The 25536-nt window shown below is 63.7% G+C and carries 22 protein-coding genes; 14 read left to right on the forward strand and 8 right to left on the reverse strand.

What is annotated here, in order from left to right:
- Positions 1 to 40 precede the first annotated feature (40 nt).
- Positions 41 to 1003 (forward strand): subclass B3 metallo-beta-lactamase, encoded by a 963-nt coding sequence (gene bla / locus MRBLMS1_RS13170; RefSeq protein ID WP_485879680.1) that lies wholly within the window; start codon positions 41 to 43, stop codon positions 1001 to 1003.
- Positions 1004 to 1008: 5 nt separating this feature from the next.
- On the opposite strand, the gene MRBLMS1_RS13175 is transcribed toward bla, so the two are convergent.
- On the reverse strand, positions 1009 to 1332 hold the full coding sequence (locus MRBLMS1_RS13175) for a tetratricopeptide repeat protein (RefSeq protein ID WP_046683746.1): 324 nt from the start codon (positions 1330 to 1332) through the stop codon (positions 1009 to 1011).
- A 71-nt stretch (positions 1333 to 1403) separates the two neighbouring features.
- Positions 1404 to 2390, reverse strand: a complete 987-nt coding sequence (locus MRBLMS1_RS13180; protein ID WP_485879681.1) for a zinc-dependent alcohol dehydrogenase family protein — start codon at positions 2388 to 2390, stop codon at positions 1404 to 1406.
- A 118-nt stretch (positions 2391 to 2508) separates the two neighbouring features.
- Between MRBLMS1_RS13180 and MRBLMS1_RS13185 the strand changes: the two genes are divergently transcribed.
- The 3 genes from MRBLMS1_RS13185 (at position 2509) to MRBLMS1_RS13195 (ending at position 6928) form a co-directional block, all read left to right on the forward strand.
- Complete coding sequence (locus MRBLMS1_RS13185) at positions 2509 to 3429, forward strand: LysR family transcriptional regulator (RefSeq protein ID WP_485879682.1); 921 nt, start codon at positions 2509 to 2511, stop codon at positions 3427 to 3429.
- A 54-nt stretch (positions 3430 to 3483) separates the two neighbouring features.
- The gene (locus MRBLMS1_RS13190; RefSeq protein WP_485879683.1) at positions 3484 to 5586 is read left to right on the forward strand and encodes a TonB-dependent siderophore receptor; all 2103 of its coding nucleotides are present in this window, start codon (positions 3484 to 3486) and stop codon (positions 5584 to 5586) included.
- Between the two features lie 178 nt (positions 5587 to 5764).
- On the forward strand, positions 5765 to 6928 hold the full coding sequence (locus MRBLMS1_RS13195; protein WP_485879684.1) for an acetyltransferase domain-containing protein: 1164 nt from the start codon (positions 5765 to 5767) through the stop codon (positions 6926 to 6928).
- A 6-nt stretch (positions 6929 to 6934) separates the two neighbouring features.
- Here MRBLMS1_RS13195 and MRBLMS1_RS13200 read toward each other — a convergent pair whose 3' ends face one another.
- From MRBLMS1_RS13200 to MRBLMS1_RS13210, 3 genes are all read right to left on the reverse strand, one after another.
- On the reverse strand, positions 6935 to 8806 hold the full coding sequence (locus MRBLMS1_RS13200; protein ID WP_485879685.1) for a transthyretin-like family protein: 1872 nt from the start codon (positions 8804 to 8806) through the stop codon (positions 6935 to 6937).
- A gap of 105 nt (positions 8807 to 8911) precedes the next feature.
- The gene (locus MRBLMS1_RS13205) at positions 8912 to 9442 is read right to left on the reverse strand and encodes an isochorismatase family protein (RefSeq protein ID WP_230519502.1); all 531 of its coding nucleotides are present in this window, start codon (positions 9440 to 9442) and stop codon (positions 8912 to 8914) included.
- Positions 9443 to 9492: 50 nt separating this feature from the next.
- Entirely contained in the window at positions 9493 to 10410 is a 918-nt protein-coding gene (locus MRBLMS1_RS13210; protein WP_034757572.1) for a LysR family transcriptional regulator, read from the reverse strand.
- A 122-nt stretch (positions 10411 to 10532) separates the two neighbouring features.
- On the opposite strand from MRBLMS1_RS13210, the gene MRBLMS1_RS13215 reads away from it, so the two are divergent.
- The 3 genes from MRBLMS1_RS13215 to mmsB all read left to right on the forward strand — a co-directional run bounded on the left by MRBLMS1_RS13215 (position 10533) and on the right by mmsB (position 14278).
- Positions 10533 to 11747, forward strand: coding sequence for an ABC transporter substrate-binding protein (locus tag MRBLMS1_RS13215; protein ID WP_485879686.1), 1215 nt, complete (start codon positions 10533 to 10535; stop codon positions 11745 to 11747).
- Positions 11748 to 11860: 113 nt separating this feature from the next.
- Entirely contained in the window at positions 11861 to 13375 is a 1515-nt protein-coding gene (locus tag MRBLMS1_RS13220) for a CoA-acylating methylmalonate-semialdehyde dehydrogenase (protein WP_485879687.1), read from the forward strand.
- A gap of 9 nt (positions 13376 to 13384) precedes the next feature.
- Complete coding sequence (gene mmsB, locus MRBLMS1_RS13225; RefSeq protein ID WP_485879688.1) at positions 13385 to 14278, forward strand: 3-hydroxyisobutyrate dehydrogenase; 894 nt, start codon at positions 13385 to 13387, stop codon at positions 14276 to 14278.
- Here mmsB and MRBLMS1_RS13230 read toward each other — a convergent pair.
- Positions 14275 to 14667, reverse strand: a complete 393-nt coding sequence (locus MRBLMS1_RS13230) for a DUF1090 family protein (RefSeq protein WP_230519499.1) — start codon at positions 14665 to 14667, stop codon at positions 14275 to 14277. The two genes, mmsB and MRBLMS1_RS13230, sit on opposite strands and share 4 nt — an antisense overlap.
- A 134-nt stretch (positions 14668 to 14801) precedes the next feature.
- Here MRBLMS1_RS13230 and MRBLMS1_RS13235 point away from each other — a divergent pair, with 134 nt between their 5' ends.
- The 5 genes from MRBLMS1_RS13235 to MRBLMS1_RS13255 all read left to right on the forward strand — a co-directional run bounded on the left by MRBLMS1_RS13235 (position 14802) and on the right by MRBLMS1_RS13255 (position 19278).
- Positions 14802 to 15428, forward strand: coding sequence for a tetratricopeptide repeat protein (locus MRBLMS1_RS13235; protein ID WP_485879689.1), 627 nt, complete (start codon positions 14802 to 14804; stop codon positions 15426 to 15428).
- Positions 15425 to 16426, forward strand: a complete 1002-nt coding sequence (locus MRBLMS1_RS13240; protein ID WP_485879690.1) for a tetratricopeptide repeat protein — start codon at positions 15425 to 15427, stop codon at positions 16424 to 16426. The genes MRBLMS1_RS13235 and MRBLMS1_RS13240 overlap by 4 nt, the downstream gene beginning before the upstream one ends.
- A gap of 68 nt (positions 16427 to 16494) precedes the next feature.
- Positions 16495 to 17709 (forward strand): AGE family epimerase/isomerase, encoded by a 1215-nt coding sequence (locus MRBLMS1_RS13245; protein ID WP_485879691.1) that lies wholly within the window; start codon positions 16495 to 16497, stop codon positions 17707 to 17709.
- The gene (locus MRBLMS1_RS13250) at positions 17706 to 18626 is read left to right on the forward strand and encodes a carbohydrate kinase family protein (RefSeq protein ID WP_485879692.1); all 921 of its coding nucleotides are present in this window, start codon (positions 17706 to 17708) and stop codon (positions 18624 to 18626) included. The genes MRBLMS1_RS13245 and MRBLMS1_RS13250 overlap by 4 nt, the downstream gene beginning before the upstream one ends.
- A 199-nt stretch (positions 18627 to 18825) precedes the next feature.
- Entirely contained in the window at positions 18826 to 19278 is a 453-nt protein-coding gene (locus tag MRBLMS1_RS13255) for a hemerythrin domain-containing protein (protein ID WP_485880089.1), read from the forward strand.
- A 19-nt stretch (positions 19279 to 19297) separates the two neighbouring features.
- Here the strand turns inward: MRBLMS1_RS13255 and MRBLMS1_RS13260 are convergent, their stop codons facing one another.
- Positions 19298 to 20356 (reverse strand): LacI family DNA-binding transcriptional regulator, encoded by a 1059-nt coding sequence (locus tag MRBLMS1_RS13260; protein ID WP_485879693.1) that lies wholly within the window; start codon positions 20354 to 20356, stop codon positions 19298 to 19300.
- Positions 20340 to 22253, reverse strand: coding sequence for a glucokinase (locus MRBLMS1_RS13265; RefSeq protein ID WP_230519493.1), 1914 nt, complete (start codon positions 22251 to 22253; stop codon positions 20340 to 20342). Before MRBLMS1_RS13265 ends, MRBLMS1_RS13260 begins: the two co-directional genes overlap by 17 nt.
- A 346-nt stretch (positions 22254 to 22599) precedes the next feature.
- On the opposite strand from MRBLMS1_RS13265, the gene MRBLMS1_RS13270 reads away from it, so the two are divergent.
- Positions 22600 to 23919, forward strand: a complete 1320-nt coding sequence (locus tag MRBLMS1_RS13270; protein WP_485879694.1) for a carbohydrate porin — start codon at positions 22600 to 22602, stop codon at positions 23917 to 23919.
- A gap of 357 nt (positions 23920 to 24276) precedes the next feature.
- Complete coding sequence (locus tag MRBLMS1_RS13275; protein ID WP_034757604.1) at positions 24277 to 25530, forward strand: ABC transporter substrate-binding protein; 1254 nt, start codon at positions 24277 to 24279, stop codon at positions 25528 to 25530.
- Positions 25531 to 25536 lie beyond the last annotated feature (6 nt).

A 25536-nucleotide genomic window follows, 5' to 3' on the forward strand; every position in this document is an offset into this window, starting at 1 on the left:
CCAGTGCGGGCGCCTTTCTTTTTACACTCTGGAGATGAAGATGACATTATTGGCGAAGTTGATGCTGGCTACGGTTGCGGCCATGGCGGCTGGTACGGTGCAGGCGAAGACGCCAGCGACTGTGCAGGATAAACCGGTTAATTGCGATAATTGCAAGGAATGGAACGCGCCCGTCAAGCCGTTCAATGTCTTTGGCAATACCTGGTATGTGGGCACGGCCGGCCTGTCCGCCGTGCTGGTGACGAGTCCGCAGGGCCATATCCTGCTCGACGGCGCGCTGCCGCAATCGGCGCCGTTGATCATCGCAAACATCAAGGCGCTGGGCTTTCGTATCGAGGACGTGAAATACATCCTCAATTCGCATGCCCATTGGGACCATGCGGGCGGCATTGCCGCGCTGCAGCGTGCCAGCGGCGCCACCGTGATGGCCAGCGCAGCGGCCGCTCCCGTATTGCAAAGCGGCACCAACGGCAAGGACGATCCGCAGTACCAGGCCGATCCCGTCGTGCATGTCGCCAAGGTAAGCAAGGTCAGCCTGGTGGGTGAGGGCGATACCGTCAAGGTTGGACCGTTGACCCTGACGGCCCACATGACGCCGGGCCACACCCCCGGCGGCACGACGTGGACGTGGACGTCATGCGAAGGCCAGCGCTGCCTGGACGTCGTGTATGCGGATAGCCTGAACCCATATGCGAGCGGCGATTTCCGCTATGCGGGCAAAGGCGCGGGCAAAGGCGGCACGCCCGATATTTCGGCCTCGTTCGAAGCGAGCATCGCCAAGGTGGCGGCCTTGCCATGCGACATCATCATCCCCGTGCATCCGGGCACGACGGACGTGCTGGGCAAGGCCGCCAGGCGCAGCGGCTCGGACAATCCCCTGATCGACGCCAGCGCCTGCCGCGCCTATGCGGCCGAAGCGGGCGGTTTGCTGGCCAAGCGCCTGGCGAAAGAACGGGGCGAGGCGTTACCAGCCGAAGCCAAAGGCGCGGCGCACACGCATTAAGTTTTTTACTCCGCCGCCTGCCGCTGTTTGTGCAGGCGTTTCAGAAACACCGTCATTTCCTTGACGGCTTGCAGGTCGCCTTGCTGCTGGGCCACCGTCACGCCGGTGGTCCAGGCGGCCTGCGCTTCGTCCAGCCGGCCCAGCTGGTGCAAGGCCTTGCCCAGCAGTTTCCAGGCGGCGGAATATCCGGGCTGCTGCACGGTGGCTTGCGCCAGGTGCAGGGCTGCTTGCTCGGCGTCATGGTCTTTCAGGCAGGCATCTCCCAGGCCAAAGCGCAGCAGGGCGTTGTCGCGTCCCTGCGCCAGCAGTTTTTCCAGATTTTCACGCATCAAGAGCTCCGTTAATATGCAAGTTTATTCTTGCATATTAACGTTTCCGCTTGCAAGTAACAAGCCCGCGTTCAATCCCGCACCTTCACCACGAGCTTGCCGCGCGCGCTGCCATCCGTTTGCGCCGCATGTGCATCGTGCGCCGTGCGCAAGGTAAAACGGCGTGGATCGAGCCGCACTTGCAGCTTGCCCGCCTCGATCAGCTTGTTGGCTTCGCGCAGGATGGCGCCATGGTGCGCATGATGCTCACCGCTCAACAGGGGCAGCAGGGTGAACACGCCCGAGTACGTCGCCGCGCGCGCCGTCAGCGGGCTCAGCGCGAACGTGCCCCAGCCCAGGCAGCTGACGACGTGACCGCCATAGAGGCGTGCCGCCTGGAAGCTGGCGTCCAGGGTGGCGCCGCCCACCGTGTCGTAGACGATGTCGAAGCCGGCGCCGCCCGTATGTTCGGCCACGTAATCGTCCACCGTGCTGGTCCGGTAATCGATGAAACGGGCGCCCAGCGCCTCGATGGCGTCGCGGCTGGCCGCGCTGCCCGTGGCAAAAACCGTGGCGCCAAGGGCCACGGCGAGCTGCACGGCCATGTGGCCCACGCCGCCCGCGCCACCATGCACGAGCACACTGTCGCCCACCTTCACGTGGGCACGATCGACCAATCCTTCCCAGGCCGTGATGAAGACGAGGGGCAGGGCGGCTGCTTCGCGCATGCTCAGCCCAAGCAGCACGGGCGCCAGCAGCGCGGCGTCAAAGACGCCGTACTCGGCCAGCGAGCCCTGGATGCCGCCGATGCCGCCCGCCATGCCATACACTGTTGCGCCAACGTGAAAAGTCGTCACGCCATCGCCGACGGCTTCCACCGTGCCGGCCACGTCGATGCCGAGGATGGCAGGCAGGCGGGGCCGGGCGTGCGGGGCGGCGCCGGCGGCGATTTTCGTGTCGAGCGGATTGACGCCGCTGGCAGCGATGCGCACGAGGACTTGCCCGGGGCCGGGCTGCGGCACGGGAACGTTTTCGATGGTCATGGGGGCGGCAAAGCTGGTGAGGACGAGGGCTTGCATGGGATTCTCCTGTGGTTGATGCCCCAGTCTAGGCGGGGGTGGTGCAAAGAAAAACGGATCCCGGCCCCATGCACTATTTCGATATCGTGGATAATCGTAGTCAAACAGGAGGGAATGCATGGACAGGCTGGAAGCGATGCAGGTGTTTTGCGCCGTGGTCGAGGCGGGCGGCTTCAGCAAGGCGGCGCAGCGCCTGGGCATCTCGACCTCATCCGTGACGAACCAGGTGGCGGCGCTGGAAAAACACTTCGGCGTGCGCCTTTTGCAGCGCACCACGCGCAGCATGTCGCTGACGGCCGAAGGCCGGCAATGCCACGCGCAGGCGCGCCAGATGCTGGCCGATATGGCGGCGCTGGAGTCCAGTCTTGAACAAGCGGCCGGGAAACCATCGGGCAGCTTGCGCGTGGATATGCCCAGCAGCATCAGCCGCAACCTCGTGGCGCCCGCCTTGCCCCGCTTTATGGCCGCCTATCCCGACATTTCCCTGCGCCTGACCGTCAGCGACCGCCTGGTCGACATGGTGGAAGAGGGCATCGACGTGATGCTGCGCATCGGCGAACCGCAGGATTCGTCGCTGGTCGCGCGCAGCCTGCTGAACATGGATTATCTGTGCTGCGCCTCGCCCGCCTTTGTCTCCCGGCATGGCCTGCCGCGCACGCCGCAGGAGCTGGACCAGTTTGCCTGCCTGCATTTCCTGTATCCGAAATCGCGCCAGGTGCGGCCTTGGCTGTTCCAGGCCAAGGCTGGAGAGGAGGGCGACGCGGCATATGCGCATACGCCGCCGGCCGCCCTGGCCTTCGACCATATCGAATCGATGATTGCCGCCGCCCAGGCCGGCTGCGGTATCGTGCAGGCGTTGTCCGTTTCCGTGCTGCAGCCGCTGCGTGAAGGCAGCCTCGTGGCCGTGCTGCAACCGTTCCGCACGCGGGGGCCGGACCTGTGGGCGCTGTTCCATCCGCGTCAGCTGCGCGCGGCCAAGGTGCAGGTGTTCGTGGAGTTTTTGGCGCAGATGTTTGAAGAAGGCTTTAATGAGAATTGATTATCAATTATAATGCAAGCCTATTGCATTGAATTGCCCATTGTCAGGAATCCCATGTCCGTGTTTTTACGCCGCCCCGTGGCGCTTTTTCTGGCCGCCGCCAGTCCCCTGGCGCTGGCAGCCGACCCTGCCGCCGACCAGCTCGACGCGCAGGACGTCGTCACCGTCAAGGCGGAGCGCCAGCATTACCGCAGCCTGTCCGCCACGGGCGCCACCAAGACGGACGCCTTGCTGATGGACTTGCCGCAAAGCGTGCGCGTGCTGACCGGCGACCTGCTGCGCGACGCGGGCGTGACGACTTTGGCCGGCGCGCTGGACCTGGCCAGCGGTATTTCCAAACAAAGCCCGCTGGGCGGCCTGTGGGACAGCTACGCCATGCGCGGTTTCACGGGCGACCCGAATTTCGGTTCCGACTATATGGTCAACGGTTTCAGTTCCAGCCGCGGCTACAACGGCATGCGCGACGGCGGCAATACGCAGGCAGTGGAAGTACTGAAAGGTCCTGCGTCGGCCCTGTACGGGCGGGGCGAACCGGGCGGTACGGTGAACATCACGACGAAAAAGCCGAAGTTCGCGCCGGAATACAGCGCCGATGTCTCGCTCGGCAGCTTCCAGACGCGCCGCGCCGCCGTCGACTTGACGGGACCCTTGAGCGGCACCATCGCCTACCGCCTGAACGCGGCGCATGAAGCAGGGCACAGCTTCCGCGATACGGTGAAAGTCGAGCGCAGCCTGTTTTCGCCGTCCTTCCTCTGGCTGGTGGGCGAGCATACGACGGTGTCGTATGAAATCGAGGCCGTGCGGCAGCGCGCGCCGTTCGACCGCGGCGTCGTCGCCGTAAATGGCCAGCTGGGACTTGTCCCCGTGTCACGCTTTCTGGGCGAACCTGGCGACGGTCCCATGACGGTCAAGTCGCTGGGGCAGCAGCTGTTCATCCACCACGCCTTGTCCGACGCCTGGACGGTGCAGGCGGGCGCTTCCTACCGCGACAGCGAATTGACCGGCTATTCGACCGAGGCGAACAGGCTGCTGGCCGATGGCCACACCCTGCAACGCCAGCGCCGCCACCGCGATTTCTCGGCCACCGACGTGTCGGCACGCGTTGAAGTGCTGGGCAAGTTCGGGACGGGCGCGCTGGCGCACGAAGTGCTGGCCGGTGTCGACGCCTATCATTTCGACGACCACCGGGTGCAGCTGCGCCGCAATCCCTCGGCCGCGAATGGCTATGCCATCGATATTTTCAATCCCGTGTATGGCGGCAAGGCCGATCCGCTGGCCCTGTCCATCGACACGCAGGAAGGGCAAAGGGCGCGCGGCCTGTATGCGCAGGACCAGATCGACCTGGGCGCGCAATGGAAGGCGCTGGTCGGCGTGCGCCACGATAGCTACACGCAGGACGTGAGGAACAATCGCCTGCACGTGAGCAACCGCCAGTCGCTGTCGGCCACCAGCCCGCGCGCGGGCCTCGTCTACCAGCCGACGAAAGCGTGGTCGCTGTATGCGAGCGCGGCCAAGGGCTTCCGGCCCAACAGCGGTATCAGCATAGCCAACCAGGCGTTTCCCGCAGAGCGCAGCCGCTCGTATGAGCTGGGCGCCAAGCTGGAAACGGGCAAGCTGACGGGCACCGTGGCCGTGTACGACATCCGCAAGAGCAATGTGCTGACGACCAATCCCGCCAACACGGACTTCGCCATCGCGGCGGGCGAGGTGGGCAGCCGGGGCCTGGAGCTCGACGTGTCGGGCGAAATGGCGCGCGGCTTGCGCGTCTCGGGCGCCTATGCCTACACCAATGCCACCGTCACACGCGGCGACAATACGATCGTGACGGGCAGCCGCTTCGCCAACGTGCCACGCCACAGCGCCAACCTGCTGGCCACGCAGCAATTCGCACTGGGCACGGGCACGGCCAGCGTGGGCGGCGGTCTGCAATACGTGGGCGAGCGTCTGGGCGACGTCGCCGTCAGCAGCAAATTTACTCTGCCGGCCTACACGACGGCCAAGCTGCTGGCATCGTACTCGCCGACGGCGAAACTGCGCCTGGCGCTGAACGTGGAAAACCTGTTCAACCGCAGCTACTATGCGAGTTCCTACAGCCAGCTGTGGGTGGCGCCGGGGGCGGAGCGCACGGTGACGTTGAATGCGCATTACAGGTTTTGACTGTGGCACTCTGTACATGCCACAGAATTGTTCGAACCCAGCAGCGTAGAGCCGGGGTCAGTTCCTTCGGAATCGGAATGCGCCCCACTGGGGCGTATTCCCCCGGCGGGTCTGACCCCAGTTTTTGCCTGTGGGTTGAAATAATACTGTCGACTCACTAAAGTTTTTACATCAACCAATGACTGTTTCCCTGACTTCCCCCGCCACCCTGCGCACCCGCATCGCCGTCATCGACGTCATGCGAGGCCTCGTCATGCTGATCATGTTGTTCGACCATGTGCGCGAAACGTTCTTTTTGCATCACCAGGTCAGCGACCCGATGGATGCGGCCCACGTCGACCCGGCACTATTCTTCACGCGCCTGGCCGCCCACGTGTGCGCGCCCATGTTCGTCTTTTTGACGGGTTTGTCGGCCTGGCTGTATGCGCATCCGGCCGCCGGTCCGCGCAGTGCTACCGGCTTTTTGTTCAAGCGGGGCTTGCTGCTGGTCGTGCTGGAACTGGTGTTCGTCAACTTTGCCTGGATGGGCACTTTCACGCCGGCGATCCTGTATCTGCAGGTGATCTGGGTCATCGGCCTGGCCATGATGGCGCTGGCCGTGCTGCACAAGCTGCCGTTGAAAGTGCTGGTCGTGCTGGGCGTGGCGATTGTCGCCGGCCAGCATTTGTTTACCTGGCTGCACGCGGAAGAGGGCAGCCTTGGCTACTATCTGCTGACGGTGCTGCTGCAACGCGGTTACCTGGTCGCCGATGGCGCCATGAAAATCAAGGTCAGCTATCCGCTGCTGCCGTGGATAGGCGTGATTGTGCTCGGCTATGCGGCCGGGCCCCTGTATGCGCGCGGGCTGTCTGCTGAAGGCCGTCGCCGCCTGCTGCTGGCGCTCGGCGGCGGCAGCTTGCTGCTGCTGGCCGTGCTGCGCGGCTTCAATCTCTATGGCGAGACCTTGCCATGGGTGGCCGGCGACACGGCCGTGCGTACGGTCATGAGCGTGCTGAACTTCACCAAGTATCCGCCGTCGCTGGACTTTCTGCTGTTCACCCTGGGCCTGGGCTTGCTGGGCATGGCCTGGCTGGAAAGCGTCGATAACTGGTTCACGCGCGCTTGCGCCACCTTTGGCGGCGCGCCCATGTTCTACTATCTGCTGCACCTGTATCTGCTGCTGCTCATCGGCACTACCTTGACGGCCGTGCTGGGCGCCAATCACGGCGCCCGCTATGGCGTCGAGCACATCTGGCAAGTGTGGCTGATCGCGCTGGCCCTGATGCCCGTGCTGTACTTTCCTTGCCGCGCGTTTGCCAATTACAAGCGCGCGTCGAAGCAGGCGTGGGTGCGCTACTTCTGAGCTCGCCTATTTGCAGTACAGCCTGTCAATGCTGTGCGGCGACGCCAGGTAATGGCGCGTCTGCCAACCGATGGCTACCCGGTAGGCGCATGGCGGATCGAGCGCCACGTTGACGGGGAAGCCGCCATTGTTGCCCGATAAATGCGGCCCGCCCGCGCCGCCACGGAACAGATAATTGCTGGACGGTGGAGGAGGCGTGAAGCTGGCGGCCGGCAGCGGTGGCGGCGGATGCGTGATGCCGTTGTTGTTGGAAATCGTGACATTGAAATAGCGCAGATGCGGGTGGTCGATCGTGTACAGGATATGCACGAGGCCGCCCGCGATGGGATTGCAGGCATTGCTGCGCAACTCTTCCAGGTCCAGCGCCACGATGACGGGCGAGTTGTCGAAGACGATGGAATCGAGCCCGTCCGTGGCCACCAGCGCCAGGCTGATGCCGTCGCGCACTTCGAAGCCCAGGCGGTAGCGGCGTATCGGTTCGCTCTCGGCCGCCGTCAAGCTGCGCCCCGCGTCGAGGATGGGCAAGCCGCCCGGCAGCTTGGCCGGATGCAGGCTCGTGATGGCCGGCGTATTCACGGTCAGCAAGTCAAAGGTGCGCAGGAAGATGTTGGGCGCCACGTTGATGATGGCCGTCGTGCCGTCGCGCATGTCCACGGTGACGGGCTTGCCGTCCACCCGTATCCAGCCGCCCGGTTTCAGATCGCCCGCATCGATGATGACGGGCGCCGAATCGCCGAGGCCCAGCCCGTTCGTATAAAACACATAGCCGACGTGCGTGCCGAGGATTTGCGTCAACGGCGCCAGGCTGGCGGGCGCCACCGAAGGGATGACCGTCGGGTCGTCGCTGCCACCGGGCCAGGACCATTCGCCGATGAGGAAACGGTATTCGAGCGGGTTGGCGGGAATGGCGCTGTTGCGCAGCGGACAATTGCCCTTCAGGGTGACGCCGCCGGCGAATACATACGAGGCGCCGGGGCCGCCCGCATAGCCTTGCGCGGAAAAGCCGGCCAGCGAGGGAAACGGGTGGATGTCGAAGATTTCCACCTGCTGCCAGTGGGGCACGCCTTCCACGTCGGGCGGCAAGACTTCTTTCGAGCACAATTCCACGCAGAAACAGTGGCCCACGTTTTCGCGGCCCGGCTGGCGGCCGTTGGCCTGCGTTTCCGACAGAATGGTCACGCTGCCCAGTTGCGCCGTGAAATACACGTCGGGGCCGCTGGCGAACTCCACGTTGATGAAAGGAGAGAAAGGCGTCAAGGTGAAGTCCGACGTCAGATAATCGATGCGGAAGCGCCCGCTGGCGTCCGTCACCGCGACGCCGAGCGCATCGTCCTGCAGCCAGTCGGCGTCGAAGGCCCGCACGGTGGCGCCGGCGATGGGCGCGTGGGGAGCATCGCAGGTGCGCAGGCGGCCGCAGATGGTCCAGGCGCCGAAGCGGGCGCGCACGAGGCACCAGAAGCGTTGCGGCAGGCAATAGTCCCAGATGGCGAGGAAGTCGTTCTCTACCTGGCGCCAGCGGGGCTGGATGGTGGTGATGGAAAACTGCAGCGGCACGGGGTCTTTCGGCCCCGGTTTCAACCGCGGCACGGTAGGGCACAGGATATCGACTTCCACGGCCTCGCCCTGGTAATCGCCTGCCAAGGTGAAACTGTAGTTGCCGTCCTCGTCCGTCCGCGCTTCGGCCAGCAGGAACGGTGCTTTCGCCTGCACCTCTTCTTCCGTGAGGATGGCGAAGGTTTCCTTGGCGCTGGCCATGGCCAGGGCCGTGACGTTTTGCGACTCGCGCGGCCGGTACAGGCGCACGATGACGTGGGACAAGGCTTCAGGACACTCGGCACAGATCAAGCCGCATAGCTTGCCTCGCAGGATGTAGGCCATGATCGCTCCCTTGCTGATGTGGACGGCGCGTCGCCCGGAATGGTGGCGCTGTTACCAAGCTAGCAAATGAGCAGCGGTCGGGCTTGATCCTGCGTAAAAGTATGGCTATTTGATCAGCGCCAGCACGTCGCGGAAGCGCGGGTGCTTGCAGTCTCGCAGCCACTCGAAGGCCAGCATCTCCACCGTCACCAGATGCGCACCGAGCTTGCCCAGGCGGGCCAGCGCCGCGTCGCGGCTGGCTCCCTGGCGCGAACCGACGGCGTCGATGGCGATGATGACCTCGTACCCCAGCTCCAGCAGGCCGATGGCCGTCTGCAGCATGCACACATGGGCTTCGCACCCCGTGACGACGATCTGTTTGCGCCCGGCGGGCAGCATCTGCTGCAAGCCGTCAAAACAGGCGCCGAAATGTGTCTTGTGCAAGGTCCGTTCGCATAGGGCGGCGATCTCTTCCACGTTCGGCCCCAGTCCCTGGCGGTTCTGTTCCGTGCCCAGCACGGGCACGTCGAGCAGGCGGGCGATCTTTGCCAGGCGCAGGTTCTGTGCCAGCACGAGGCCCGCATCGTGGATGGCCGGCATCAGGCGGCCTTGCAGGTCGACAATGACCAATACGGCCTGGTTCGCATCCATCAGCATGGCGTTCTCCTTATTAGTATGTGGCGACAGTGTAGCGCGCCGCAGTGTGCTCAAGCTGGCCAGCTGGGCGTGGCCGTTTCGCCCATCAGGTAGGCGTGGTTCAAATCGATGGCGCTGCGCAGGTAATTCCACAGGGCGCTGACCCTGGCGATATTGCGCCGCTCGCTCGGTGAAATCATCCAGAAGGCGCGCAGCAGGTCGATCTCGCCGTCGAGCACGGGCACCAGTTCGTTCGATTGCTGGGCAACGAAGCAGGGCAGGATCGCCAGCGCCTGGCCCGCGCGCGCCGCATGGTACTGGGCGATCACGCTGGTGCTGCGAAACGCGCGCAGGGAATCGGGCGCCACGTTGTCCATGTAGCGCAGTTCCGAACTGAAGACCAGGTCGTCCACGTAGCCGATGATCGGGTGCTGCGCCAGTTGCGCCACGCTGGTGATTGGCGCGTGGCGCGCCAGGTAGGCTGGCGTGGCGTACAGTTTTAATCGGTAGTCGGACAATTTGGTCACCACGTACGGGCCGGACAGGGGGCGTTCGATGGAAATGGCCACGTCCGCCTCGCGCTTGGACAGGCTGACGAAACGGGGCACGGCGATCAGGTCCACGCTGATGTGCGGGTACCGCCCGCAAAACTGCGCCAGGTGGGGCGCCAGCACGATGGCGCCGAAGCCCTCGGTGGCGCCCAGGCGCACCTGGCCCGACAGCAGCCGATTATGTTCGCCCAATTCCTCGGTGGCGGCAAACACCGTGCTTTCCATGGTTTCCGCGTATTCCATCAGGCGATGGCCCTCGGGTGTCAACTGGTAGCCCACGTAGTTGCGGTCGAACAGCTGCGTGCCCACCTGCTCCTCGAACTTGCGCATGCGCCGCGACACGGTGGAGTGGTCGATGCCCAGCTTTTTCGCCGCATCGACAAGGCCGGCGCTGCGCGTCAGTTCCAGGAAGACCCGTACATTGTCCCAATCGAGCATGGCAAACCCTCTCTGTGCATTTTTGCAAAGGAATTATGCATTAATTTCACTTGAGTGCATATTTTTACACATGCAGAATGCATCTACACATATAAGAAAAACCCATCCACCTGGAGACACGCATGAAAAAAACCGTTCTGGCCATGGGCGCGCTGGCGCTTACCCTGTCCTTTGGCGCGCAGGCGCAGATTTCCGATGGCGTCGTCAAGGTCGGCATCCTGACCGACATGTCCGGCCCGTATTCGGCCATGGGCGGGCGCGGCTCCGTCGTCGCCAGCCAGATGGCCGTCGAGGATTGTTTGAAGGCCGAATGCAAGGGCATGAAGATCGAGATCCTGTCGGCCGACCACTTGAACAAGGCCGACATCGCCGCCTCGAAGGCGCGCGAATGGATAGACCGCGACAAGGTCGACGCCATTGCCGATCTGACCAATTCCTCGGTGGCCCTGTCCGTGCAAAAGCTGATGAAAGAGAAGGGCGGCATCGCCATGTTCAGCGGCCCGGCCACGGGGCGCCTGACCAATGAAGACTGCTCGCCGAACGGCTTCCACTGGATGTTCGACACGTATTCGCAGGCGGCCGGCACGGCGGCGGCGCTGACCAAGCTGGGACAAAAGTCGTGGTACTTCGTCACCGTCGATTACGCGTTCGGCCACTCGCTGGAAAAGGATGCCAGCGATGTCGTCAAGCGCAATGGCGGCACCGTCGTGGGCGCCGTGCGCCATCCGCTGAACGCTTCCGATTTCTCATCCTTCCTGGTGCAGGCGCAAGGCTCGAAAGCGCAGGTGATCGGCCTGGCCAACGGCGGCGCGGACACGGTGTCGGCCATCAAGCAGGCGCGCGAATTCCGCATCGGCAGCGGCAAGGACCAGCGCCTGGCCGCCTTGCTCGTGTTCCTGTCGGACGTGCACGCGCTGGGGCTGGACACGGCCCAGGGCCTCGTCTACGCAGACGGCTTTTACTGGGATTACGACGACCGCAGCCGCGCATTTGCCAAGCGCTTCGAGGCGCTCAACAAGGGCGCCAAGCCGACGATGGTGCAGGCGGGGGTGTATTCCAGCGTCTACCACTACCTGAAATCGGTGGCGGCGGCCAAGAGCGACGACTCGAAGATCGTCGCCGACAAAATGCGCCAGCTGCCGATCAAGGATGCCGTCATGAACAACGCCTCGATCCGCCCTGATGGCCGCGTCATCCACGACATGTACCTGGTGCAGGTGAAGACCCCGGCCGAATCGAAAGGCGCGTGGGACTACCTGAAAGTGCTGTCGACCATCCCCGCGGACCAGGCGTTCAAGCCGATGGATGCGGCGGCTTGCAACCTCGTTAAAAAATAATTTTAGTCTATCGACGGAGCAGCATAAGGCCGGGGTCAGACCCGCCGGGTCTGACCCCAGATTTCTGCTGCTCCGCCGAGTCCTATGAACATCGCACACCCGGAGCCTCAACCATGAACCAAGCCCTCACCCAAATCCCTGCCATCCCCCTGCACATAGGCGGCAAGCACCACGCTTCGACCAGCACCGAATGGCGCGACGTCATCAATCCGGCCACGCAGGAAATCGTCGCCAAGGTGCCGTTTTCCACGCCCGACGAAGTCAACCTGGCCGTGGCCACGGCCAAGGAAGCATTTAAAACCTGGCGCAACACGCCGCTGGCGGCGCGCATGCGCATCATGCTCAAGTACCAGCACCTGATCCGCGAAAACATTGGGACTTTGGCCGAACTGATCACGCGCGAGCACGGCAAGACCCTGCCCGACGCGGAAGGGGAAGTGATGCGGGGCCTGGAAGTGGTCGAGCACGCGTGCTCGATCGCCACCTTGCAGCTGGGCGAGATCGCGGAAAACGCGGCCACCGGCGTCGACGTGTACAACATCTACCAGCCGCTGGGCGTGGGCGCCGGCATCACGGCCTTCAACTTCCCCGTCATGCTGCCGTGCTTCATGTTCCCGATCGCCATCGCCTGCGGCAATACCTTTGTATTGAAACCGTCGGAGCAGGATCCGTCCTCGTCGATGTACCTGGTCGAACTGATGTACCAGGCGGGCTTGCCGGCCGGCGTCTTGAACGTCGTGCATGGCGGCGCCGACGTCGTCAACATGCTGTGCGACCATCCCGACATCAAGGCCGTGTCCTTCATCGGTTCCACCCACGTGGGCACGCATGTGTACCGCCGCGCCAGCGAATCGGGCAAGCGCGCGCAATCGATGATGGGCGCGAAAAACCATTGCGTGGTGCTGGCCGACGCCAACAAGGAACAGGCGATCAATAACCTGATCGGCGCCGCATTCGGCGCGGCCGGCCAGCGCTGCATGGCTAATTCCGTCGTGGTGCTGGTGGGCGAAGCCCGCTCCTGGCTGCCGGAAATCGTCGCCCGCTCGCAAGCGCTGAAAGTGGGGCCGGGCAGCGACCGCACTGCCGACCTGGGACCGATGGTGTCGAAAGCGGCCATGCAGCGGGCGGAAAAGCTGATCCAGGCGGGCGTGGACGAAGGCGCGCAACTGCTGCTCGATGGCCGCGGACACAAGGTGGCCGGCTACGAAGGCGGCAACTTCATGGGGCCGACGATTTTCTCGAAGGTGGCCGCATCGAACTCCGTCTACACGCAGGAGATTTTCGGCCCCGCCATGTGCGTCGTCGAGACAGACACGCTGGACCAGGCCATCGCCTTCATCAACGCCAACCCGAACGGCAACGGTACGTCGATCTTCACGTCGTCCGGCTGGGCGGGGCGCAAGTTCCAGAACGAGATCGACGTGGGGCAGGTGGGCATCAACGTGGCCATTCCCGTGCCCGTCGCCTACTTCAGTTTCACGGGATCGCGCGCATCGAAATTGGGTGATCTCGGCCCGAACGGCAAGCAAGCCTTGTACTTCTGGACGCAAACGAAGACCGTCACGGCGCGCTGGTTCGCCCCGGACGATGGCGGCAGCGGCGTCAATACCACCATCTCGATGAAATAAGGGGACGCCATGGGCACCAATATCGTTTTCATCGGCCTGGGGAACATGGGCTTGCCCATGGCGCAAAACCTCGTGCGGGCAGGCCATGCGGTGACGGGTTTTGACCTGGTGCCGGCCAGCGTGCGGCAGTTCGCCGACGGCGGCGGCCTGGTGTCGGATGACCAGGCGGCGGCGATAGGCCAGGCCGACATCGTCATCACCATGCTGCCTGCCAGCCGCCACGTGCTGGGCGCCTACCTTGGCGACGCGGGCATCCTGGCGCAGGCGCGGCCAGGCACCTTGCTGATCGACTGTTCGACGATTTCCACCGAGGCGGCACGCCAGGTGGGCCGCGCGGCGCAGGAGCAGGGCATGCCCATGCTGGACGCGCCCGTCTCGGGCGGCACGGCGGGCGCCACCAACGGCACCTTGACCTTCATGGTGGGCGGCGAAGAATCCGCATTGGCTGCGGCGAGGCCCTACCTGGACGTCATGGGCAAGGCCATCTTCCATGCGGGCGGCTCGGGCTGCGGCCAGACGGTCAAGATCTGCAACAACATGCTGCTGGGGATACTGATGATCGGCACCAGCGAGGCGATCCGCCTGGGCGTGGCCAATGGGCTCGATCCCAAAGTGGTGTCGGACGTGATGGCGAAAAGCTCGGGCCGCAACTGGACCCTGGACGTGTACAACCCGTGCCCGGGCGTGGCCGAAAACGTGCCCGCGTCGCGCGGCTATACGGGCGGCTTCGGCGTCGACCTGATGCTGAAAGACCTGGGCCTGGCCGTGGAAAGCGCGCTGGCCAGCGGAGCGAGTGTGCCGCTGGGCGCCTTGTCGCGCAATTTATACAGTTTGCACAGCAAGGCAGGATCTGGCGCGCTGGATTTTTCCAGCATTTATCAGCTATTGGGCGATAAAGCTTAAGGTTGCTGTGCCTGCAGGGCGGCCAGTTCCGCCCTGGCTTTCTCCAGCTTGCCTTCCAGCTTGGCGATTTTCTTCGGCTGTTTATTCGCTTCCTGGGCCAGGCGCAGCGAACGCTCCGTCTGGTTGACTTTCGCCTGCGCCTTGACGATTTTCTTGTTGTGGCGTTCGACCAGGGTGCTGTCACGGCAGTGGGCATTGACTTCGTCAAGCGCACGCGTGAGGCCCGCGACCTTGTCGGACAAGCCCTGTTCTTTGGCCTGGCGCAATTCGCTGCGGATGCTTTCGCGCTTGGCGGCGCAGCCGGCCAGCTGGGTGTCGGCGGCGCTGGCGGCTCCGCTTGCGGCGATGGCAAGGAGCAAGGTCAGGGCGGTTTTCGATAGATGGTTCATAGTGTTCCTGTATCAGTGGCGGGCCCGTGCAATGTAAGCCCGCCGGGGTGCCCTGTCAAACTTCCCGTACCGTGCGCGCCTTCCTGGCGTGGCATCGGCTACCATGCGTGTTTTCTTCTTTTCGACACCGTCGCATGCCCAAGAAATTACTCTGTCTGATTCCTTTTCTGCTGCCGCTGCCCGTCCTGGCGCAAACTTCGCCCACCTTGCTCGACCTGCAGCTGATCGCCATCAAGGCCAGGGCGGATGTGGCTAGCCATAGCCCGGAAAGTATCGCCGAATTTGCCGAGACGCGGCGGCTGGCGGAAACGGGCGACGTCGAAGCACAACTGGAACTGGCGCGCATGCTGCAGCTGGGCGCCGGCACGCCGCAAGACACGGCGCAGTCGATGGCCTGGGTACGCAAGTCGGCCGAGGGCGGCTATGCGCCGGCGCAATCGGCTTTGGGCCTCGCCTACACCGTGGGTGGCAAGGTGCCCATCGACCGTGTGCAGGGCGAATACTGGCTGCGCAAGGGCGTGGCGCAGGGCGACGCACTGGCGCAAACCATCCTGGCCCTGGAATTCATCAATGGCGGCAGCAGTGCCGAAGAACAGGCGCTGGCCATCACCTGGCTGAAGGCGGCGGCGAACGAGCAGCACTTTGTGCCCGCCATGCGGCGCATGGTCGATGTGTACGTCAACGGTGAACTGGGACAACAGGCGAATGCCGAAGATGCGGCCGAATGGCGCGGCAAGCTGGCGGAAAGCGAAAAGAAATGAAGACCATCGTGTTTGTATTAAGCCTGGCGCTGGCGCTGCCCGTCCTGGCGCAACAAGTGTCCACCAAAGCACCGCGCCAGCATCCGGCACTGGCCGAATTCGACACACGCGGTCTCGATGACATGCGCGCAAAGGTGCAGGCCGTGCTCAGCCGCCCGGCCGACCTGTCGCCGGACAAGGTCGCCGTCTTCGAGAAGGCGCGTATCGCTGCGGAAGCGGGCGACAGCGCCGCCCAGCTGGAACTGGCGCAGATGCTGCATGAGGGCGAGGGCACGCCGCGCAACCTTGACGCCGGTCTGGCGTGGATGAAGAAATCGGCCGAAGGCGGCTATGGTCCGGCGCAGGCTTTCCTGGGCGTGGCCTATACCTTGGGCCAGGGCATGGCCATCGACCGCAAGCTGGGCGAATACTGGTCGCGCAAGGGCGCCGCGCAAGGCGTGGAACTGGCCAACTTCATGGTGGCGCAGCACTTTGAAAATATTCACAGCAGCGCGGAAGAGCAGGCGCACGCGCTGCACTGGCTGAAGTTTTACGCCGAGAATGGCTTCATCCCCGCCTACAATGAAATCGGCTACCGCCTGATGATGACGGCGAAGGACGACGCGCAGCGCAAGGAGGCGTTCGGCTGGTACATGAAGTCGGCCAAGGCGCTCGATCCGTCGGGCTTGAACAACGTGGCCTATTCGTATGAAGTGGGGCAGGGCGTGCCGCAGAGCGACGAGGCGGCCCTGGGCTGGTACGAGATGGCGGCCATCGCCAAAAGCCCGCCGGGCCAGACGGGCTTTGCGCGGCTGCTGGAGCAGGGCCGTGGCGGCCCGACCCGGCAAGGGCCGGCGCCCGAACCCTTTGCCTTGTATCTGCTGGCCGCAAAGCAGGGCGACCTGGAAGCCATCGAACGGCTGGTCAGGGTGTACGATAAGGGCGAGCTGGGACAGGCGGCCGACCCCGCGCAGGCCGCACTGTGGCGTGAAAAGCTCAAGCTGGCCAAGACGCCTTGACCGGGCATGACGGCGCGGAAACGGCATGCTATCATCATTGTTATCGATAACAATATCATGAGAGAACCATGAATCCCGATTTCCGCTCCAAGGCGATGCTCGAAGCGCATATCCTGCACACGATGCACTTTTATCACCCGCGCGCCATTGACCCCAGCGGCGGCTTCTATCACTTCTTCCTCGACGATGGCACCGTGTACGACGCCAGCACGCGCCACCTGGTCAGCAGTACGCGCTTCATCTTCAATTACGCCATGGCGTACCGCCGTTTCGGCGGCGACGATTACCAGGCGGCCCTGCGCCATGGCGTGGCCTTTTTGCGTGACGCGCACCGCGACCCGGCCACGGGCGGCTACGCCTGGCAACTGTCATGGAAAGACGGCGTCAAGACGGTCGAAGACGGCGCCAACCACTGCTACGGCCTCGCTTTCGTGCTGCTGGCCTATGCCCACGCCTTGCAGGCGGGGATGCCGGAAGCGCGCGCCTACCTGGACGAAACGTTCGAATTGATGGAGCAGCGCTTCTGGCTGCCCGAACATGGCCTGTACGCGGACGTGGCCAGCGCCGACTGGTCTGCTCTGGATGGCTACCGTGGCCAGAACGCGAACATGCATGCGTGCGAAGCGATGCTGGCCGCGTTCGAGGCGACGGGCGAGGCGCGCTACCTGCACCGCGCCGAAACCTTGGCGCACAACATCACCGTGCGCCAGGCGGGTCTGGCCAACGGCATGATCTGGGAACACTACACGCCCAGCTGGGCTATCGACTGGGATTACAACCTGCACGACAAGAGCAATATCTTCCGCCCTTGGGGCTACCAGCCCGGCCACTTCACGGAATGGGCCAAGCTGCTCTTGATCATGGAACGTCACGCCAAGTTCATGGCCGGTCCGTCCGACTGGCTGCTGCCGCGCGCGCGCGAACTGTACGACACGGCCCTGGCAAAGGCCTGGGATGGCACGCATGGCGGCATCCACTACGGTTTCGGCCCGCACGATGAAATCTGCGATGGCGACAAATACTTCTGGGTGCAGGCGGAAAGCTTCGCCGCGGCCGCCGTGCTGGCCGCACGCACCGGGGACGAGGCCTACTGGCAAAGCTACGACAAGATCTGGGACTACAGCTGGCAGCACTTTGTCGACCATGAGCACGGCGCCTGGTACCGCATCCTGACGCCCGGGAACCAAAAAATCAGCAACGAGAAAAGCCCGGCCGGCAAGACCGATTACCACACCATGGGCGCCTGCTATGAAGTGCTGAACGTGATTGGCGGTGCGGCATGAGCACCTCTTTTCCAACTTTTGTCTCGGCCGGTGAAGCGCTGACGGACATGCTGCGCACGGGCGCGGACACGTGGAGCAGCCAGGTGGGCGGCTCGACCTGGAACGTGGCGCGCGTGATGGCGCGCCTGGGCGTGCCCAGCGCGTTTGCGGGCGCCGTCAGCCGCGACGTCTTCGGTGATGCGCTGGCCGCTGCCACCGACGTGGCGGGTCTGGACATGCGCTTCCTGCAGCGCCATGCGAAGTCGCCGCTGCTGGCCATCGTGCATGAACTGCATCCGCCCACGTATTACTTCATCGGCGACGACAGCGCCGACCTGCATTTCGACGCGGCGCTTTTGCCGGCCGGCTGGATGCAGGGCGCGCAATGGGTGCATTTCGGCGGCATCAGCCTGGCGCGCGAACCGCTGGCGGGCAAGCTGGTGGCCCTGGCGCAGGAACTGAAGGCTGCTGGCGTGAAAATCAGCTACGACCCGAATTTCCGCATCATGATGGATGAACGCTACGACGCCACTCTGCGCCGCATGACGGAGCTGGCCGACGTGATCAAGGTGTCCGATGAAGACTTGGCGGGCCTGTTCCGCCACGGCGACATCGATGGCGCGTTTGCCATGCTGCGCAGCTGGAATCCGCACGCCACGTATTTGTATACGCGCGGCGCGCAGGGCGCGGCGCTGTACCAGGGCGAACAGACATGGCAGGCGGCGCCGCCCGTCATCGAGGTGGTCGACTCGGTGGGGGCGGGCGACGCCAGCATCGGCGGCTTGCTGTACAGCCTGATGTACCGCCCGGATGCCGACGGCGGCCAGCACTTGCGCTTTGCCGTCGCGGCCGGCGCAGGGGCCTGCCTGGCGGCTGGAGCAGCGCCTCCTTCGGTGGAGCTGGTGCAGTCGCTCGAGACACGCACGGTCGTCAGTTAAGTCAGGCTTGGCCTGATCTGCATCAACAAGGTAGCCGCATTTACGCTTGGCCTACCTTGTTGTAAGCAATGCTCCTACATGGCTACCGCAGGGTGCTGCCTACAATGTCTACTTCGTGCTGACATTTGGAGACAACATCATGGCCACCCAATCACCTCAGGCAGCTTCCGTTTCCCAAACACAGGCAGGCATGCCGGACATGGACGCGATCGAGCTGCTGACGCAAGACCATCAAACCGTAAAAGAACTGTTCGAACAGTATGAGGGCCTCAGCGACCGTTCGCTCGTCAGCAAGCGCAAGCTGGCCCTGAAAATCTGTGAGGAACTGAGCAAGCATGCGATGGTGGAAGAAGAAATCTTCTATCCCGCCGTGCGCGACGCCAGCCGTTCGAACGAAGACTTGATCGATGAAGCCATTGTCGAGCACGCATCGGCCAAGGAATTGATTGCGCAAATCGTCGCCATGGCGCCCGGCGAAGACTTGTACGACGCCAAGGTCAAGGTACTCTCCGAGCAGATCGATCACCACGTGCTGGAAGAGGAGGGCGAGATATTCCCGCGCGCGCGCGACGCGGAAATCGACCTGCAAGCCATCGGTAGCCAGATCGCGGCGCGCAAGGCGGAAATCGAGCTGCCCGACATGCAGGCCTGAGCCCCATGGATGCGCGTGCCTAGCGCGCGCGTCCCGTCGACGCGCGTTCCATCAAGGTAAACGCCATCAAATGATGTGTGGCCGTCGCCGTTTCCCCGGCGCGGCGCTGGCGGATTTCGTCGATGACGAGGCTGACGGCGGCGCGCGCCATGTCGGCGATGGGTTGGTGAATGGTGCTCAGCTCGGGCCAGACGGTGGTGGCGACGGGCGTATCGTCGAAACCGCACACGCTCAATTCCGCCGGCACCTGCAAGCCCATGCCATGCGCCACGGCCAGGGTAGCGGCGGCCATGTCGTCGTTGCTGGCGAAGATGGCGCTCGGGTGCGGTGCTTGCGCCAGCAGCTGGCGCGCCGCGTCGAGCCCCGAACGATACGTAAAGTAGCCTTGCGCCACCCTGTGCGGCGCCACTGGCAAGCCCGCTTCCCGCATGGCGTCCTCGAAGGCCTGGCGGCGCAGCAGGGCTGGCGTGTGCGCCGGGTCGCCTTCGATGAAGCCGATGTCGCGGTGGCCCAGCGCGAGCAAGTGGCGCGTCATGGCCAGCGCGCCTTCGTAGTCGTCGATGCGCACGGCCGAGACGCCGGGCGAAGGGCGCGCGGTGGCCACGGCGATGGCGGGGATGCCCATCTGGTTCAGTTGCGCCAGCACGGCGGGCGAATCGCACAGCGGTGGCGGCACGAGGATGCCGTCCACGCCGGCGGCCACCAGGCAATCGATGCCGGCGCGCTGGCTGCCCTGGTCTTCGCAGCGTTCAAGCAGCAGCTGGCCGCCGCCCTGGCGGCACTGGTCCATGGCGCCGACGAGGAATTCGCTGAGAAAAGCGGCGCTGGGGTTGCTGTATAACAGTCCGATGCGCAGGGTGCCCGTGCGGGCGGCTCTGGCCGCCAGGTTGGGCTGGTAGCGCAGGCTGGCGATCGCCGCCTCGACCTTGTCGCGCGTGGCCGTGCTGACGCTGGCGCGCCCGTTGATCACGCGCGATACCGTCATGGCCGACACGCCGGCCACGCGCGCCACGTCGTGCACGGTGGCTCCGCTGGCGGCGTCTGGTGCGGCGTGCGCCGCCTTATTCGAGGTGACCACCGAATTTCAGCTTGCCGCTGATGCGCATGCCGTGCAATTGACCTTCTTCCAGCTCGGCGGCGCTGGTGCGCTGCGCCGTGTCGCGCCGCGCCAGTCCCACCGACAGGATATCGAGCATCATCAGCTGCAGCAGGCGCACGATCATGGGCACGAAATTGAGGTTGCCTTCCGGGTGGTTCAAGGTCAGCAGCACGTCGGCCAGCTTGGCCAGCGGCGAACCGCTGGCCGTGATCGCCAGCACGCGCGCGCCGCAGCCCTGCGCCACCTTGACGGTGCGCAGCAGGTCGGGCAGGGCGCCCGAGCGGGAAATGACCAGCGCCACGTCGCCCGGTTTCAGCATGGCGGCGCTCATTTCCTGCGCCTGCGGATCGGCAAAGAAGCTGCTGACGATGCCCAGGTTGAGCAGCTTGTGCTGCATGTCGTCGGCCACCACGCGGGCGCTGCCCACGGCCAGCAGTTCCACGCGCTGCGCGCCGCGCAGCAGTTCGATAGCCGCCGTCAGCGCTTTCACGTCGAGCATGTCACGCATGGCCAGCGCGGCCGAGGCATTATTGCCCAACACCTTGCGCGCCAGTTCCGCGTCGGAGTCCGAGATTTCGACGTGGCAGTGCGCCACCGTGATGGCGCCGCCCGTCAGGCCGGACGCCAGCTTCAATTTGAAGTCGGCCAGGCCCTGCACGCCGATCGAGCGGCAAAAACGCATCACGGTCGGCTGGCTCACGCCCACCCGCTGGGCGATTTCGGCGATCGGCAGCGTGAGCATGGCATTCGGTTCCTTCAGCACCCAGTCGGCCACCTTGCATTCCGATGGGCTCATGCGCCCGCGCGCCTGGCGCACGGATTCGAGCACGGGCGCGCCGGTGTGGGCGCGCTTGAGCTTTTGCGCCAGGATGGCAGCGATGCCGAGGAATGTCGGCAGTTCGGCCGTGATCAGGAAGGTGGGAATCTGCGCCAGGTATTCGTTCAGGCGGCCCTTTTGCTCGAAGCGGGCGCGGAACTGCGACTGTTCGAACAGGGGACCCAGGCGCGGCACGATGCCCCCGCCTATATAGATGCCGCCCAGCGCGCCCAGGGTCATCGCCACGTTGCCGGCGATGGAGCCGAGGATGGCGCAAAAGCAGTCCACCGCTTCCAGGCACACGTCGCATTCATTGTTCAGGGCGCGGCTGGTGATGTCGGCCGCCAGCAGCGTCGGCGCATCGGGTTTGCCTGCGCGCTCGGACAGGGCGCGGTAGATCAGTTCTAGCCCCCGTCCGGAAGCGAGGCGTTCGGCCGAGACGTGCGATAGCTCGCGCCAGGCGAAGGACAGCACGTCCATTTCGCGCTGGTCGCACGGAGCAAAGCTGACGTGGCCCCCTTCGCTGCCCAGCGCGATCCAGCGGTCTTCCGCGGGGATCATGCCCGACACGCCCAGGCCCGTGCCCGAACCAAGCAAACCGATGACGCTGTCGGCGCGCGCCATGCCGCCGCCGATCTGCTGGCGCTGGTCGGGCCGCAGATAGGGCAGGGCCATGGCCAGCGCCGTGAAGTCGTTCACTACCAGCAGGGTGTCGAGGCCCAGCGCGGCGCGCATCGCCTCGATCGAGAAGAACCAGTGATGGTTCATCATGCGGATATTGTCGTCGTCGATGGGGTTGGCGATGGCGATGGCCGCATGGCGCACGCGCGCCGAACCGGCGGCGCGCGCCTCGTCGCTGTCAATATATGCGGTGATGGCGTCGAGCAGCGACGCGTAGTCGTCGCAGGGCAGTACGGCTACCGCTTCCAGGTGGCCCTGGCGCGTTTCCAGCACGAAGCGGGCATTGGTGCCGCCGATGTCCGCCAGCAGGCGGGGGCCTTCACTGAAACGCTCCGCCGGATCGCTGCCTGCTACTTCCATTTTTTCATCAATTTTCATGGCGGTGCCTAGTCTCGTATGCGTGCACGGTCGTGGCCGCGCACTGTCGTTATGGCAAAAACCAAGGATTTTAATTCGTATACGTGCCGCGTGCCGAAAAATGCGGGGTGCTTGCCCAAATGCCCGTCCACAGTGCCGGATGCTGCGGTTGTCGGCGGAAAAAAACAGGGCAGTCAACCCGTATATCGGTACGCAAATAAAGTGTCGCAGAGTAGTCGTAGGATTACAACATAATATGTTGATATTTGTTCGTAGTATAGTTACTATGTCCCTGCTGGAAAGAATTCTGGCCAGTACATTCGGCCACGAATGACTAGATAAAAAATAACTACTGAGGAGACTTACCATGCTGCATCGCAACATGTTGAAGGCCGTGTTGAAGACACTGCCAGCTGCCATCGTCTTGGCCATCGCCAGCGGTTCCGCTGCCGCCGATCCAATGTACCCATCCGACTCTGAAGGCTTCCACGGCTACCTGCGCGCTGGCGCCGGCAGCAATACCTCGAGCGGCGGCGGTTCGCAAGGCTGCTTCGGTCTGGGCGGCAATACCATGAAATATCGTCTGGGCAATGAGTGCGACGCCTACACGGAATTCGGCTACACCAAATCCGTCGCCAAGTCCGGCGGCGTGAACTACCTGGCCACCATCTGGGTCAACGCCTACGCGCCAAACTCCGATTTCGGCGACAACAAGCTGGGCATCGTCAAAGCCTACGTCGAAGCGCAGGGACTCGATTTCCTGAACGGCGGCACGGCCTGGATCGGTAAACGTTTCTACTACCGTCCTGACATCCACATGCTGGATCTGCAATACATCAACATGAACGGCACGGGCGCCGGCCTGGACCGCATTCCTGCGGGCCCCGGTAAATTCTCGTACGCCTTCTTCAAGGACAACGACATCGCCCAGCGCGATGACGACAAAGGCTCGCGCAGCGGCGTACCTGGCGCCTACCTGGGCACGAAATCGGCCGTGCGCCAGAACTTCATCTACGGCGAAATTCCCGTCAATGAAAACGGCACCCTGGACCTGGCCGCGACCTACATTGTCGGCGAAGGCAAGGATGACGCCATCCTGGGCAAGCGCAATAACGGCTGGCAGCTGTCGGCATTCCACCGTCAGGCGAAAGTCTTCGGCGGCGGCAATACCTTCGGCGTGCAGTACGGCGTCGGTCCTGGTGTCGGCGGCGCCGGCAACGGCCAGTTCGGCGCCTCGGGCGACACCGGTTTCGGTTCGGACCGCAAGCGTACACGCGTCTTCAATGACATGGCGATCCAGCCGATGGCCAACTTCGGCATGGAATTTGTCGCCCTGTGGCAAAAAGACGAGTCGAAAGCTACCGGTTCCTCGACCTGGACTTCGGTCGGCGTGCGTCCTGTGTACGCGTTCACCGACAACTTCAAGCTGGTGGGCGAACTGGGCACGGACCGCGTGACGCAATCGGGCGGCCAGCCAGCCAAGCGCTTGACCAAGCTGACCATCGCACCGACGATCTCGGCCGGTCCTGGCCTGTGGTCGCGTCCTGAACTGCGCGCTTTTGTTACCTACGGCAAATGGAACGATGCGGCCACCGCTTCGGTCAATGCGTCGAACAACGGCGGCCCGATCTATAACAACAATACCAGCGGCACTTCGTACGGCTTCCAAGTCGAAACCTGGTTCTAAACACCGAACCAAACCTGCTGCGCGGCGCGCTTTGCGGCCTGCGATGCTCACCGTGCTCCAGCACGGCTGCGCTTCTCGGCCACAAATCACTGCCGCTCGCGACGGTTTTGTTCAGTGTTGATGTTTGTAAGTGCAGATCAACCTGGCGCATCCTTCGCGGATGCGTTTTTGGCGCCGTCCCGTGATATAAATACGCAGTAAGCATGTCATGGATCACGGCGCCGTCTTTACACCAAGATGATGCCCGTTTGCAAGCGGGTCTGAGCACAAGAGCGCCGGTACAGGCGCAGATTTCACCTTTTTCGGCCCTCGTATGCCGAAGCCCCCTAAAAGCTTGATCAAAAAAGGAATGTGGAGATGAAACTGAAATTCAAGATTACCCAACTGGCCGCATTGACCACCCTGGCATTCGCTGGCAGCGCCTTTGCGACCGACGTGGAAGTGTTGCACTACTGGACCTCCGGCGGCGAAGCGAAGTCCGTGGGCCAGTTGCAGCAAATCGTGAAGGAAAGCGGCTTCGGCTGGAAAGACTTCGCCGTGGCTGGTGGCGCTGGCGAAAACGCCGCGACCGCGCTGAAAACCCGCGTCATTTCCGGCAACCCGCCGACGGCCGCCCAGATCAAGGGCCCATCGATCCAGGAGTGGGGCGCTGAAGGCGTGCTGGCCAATATCGATGATGCCGCCATTCCAGGCAAATGGGATGCCGTGCTGCCGAAAGTCGTCGCCGACATCATGAAGTACAAGGGCCACTACGTTGCCGCTCCCGTCAACGTCCACCGCGTCAATTGGATGTGGGTCAATCCGGAAGTGCTGAAAAAAGCCGGCGTGGCCACCACCCCGACCACCTGGGATGCGTTCTTCGACGCGGCCGAGAAAATCAAGAAATCGGGCGGCATCGCGATCGCCCATGGCGGCCAGCCTTGGCAGGACGCCACCGTGTTTGAATCCGTCGCGCTGGGCGTGGGCGGCACGGAGTTCTACAAGAAAGCCATCCTCAAGCTGGACCAGAAGGAATTGACCGGCCCGACCATGCTCAAGGTGTTCGACACCCTGGGCAAGGTGAAGACCTACATCGACAAGGATGCGGCAGGCCGCGACTGGAATCTGGCGACCGCCATGGTCATCAACAACAAGGCCGGCTTCCAGTTCATGGGCGACTGGGCCAAGGGCGAGTTCACGGCCGCTGGCAAGGTGCCGGGCAAGGACTACCTGTGCGTGGCAGCGCCTGGCACGGACAAGGCCTACACCTTCAACATCGATTCGTTTGCCATGTTCACGCAAAAGGATGCGAATGCGAAGAAAGGGCAGATCGCCCTGGCCAACGCCATCATGAATCCGAAGTTCCAGTCGATCTTCAACTTGAACAAGGGTTCCATCCCCGTGCGTTCCGGCGTATCGAAGGACAAGTTTGACGCTTGCGCCCTGAAATCGATGGAAGACATGGACGCCACCAACAAGTCCGGCGGCCTGGTGCCATCGTTCGCCCACGGCATGGCGCTGCCATCGGCCACGCAAGGCGCCGTGACCGACGTCATCGCCAAGTTCATGAACACCAACATGAGCTCGAAAGACGCGGTTGCAGCCCTGGCCAAAGCGGCAAAAGTGAAGTAATCACGA

The sequence above is a fragment of the Massilia sp. LMS1-1-1.1 genome (assembly GCF_040815535.1).
In the GTDB taxonomy this organism is placed as follows: Bacteria; Pseudomonadota; Gammaproteobacteria; order Burkholderiales; family Burkholderiaceae_D; genus Janthinobacterium; species Janthinobacterium aestuarii.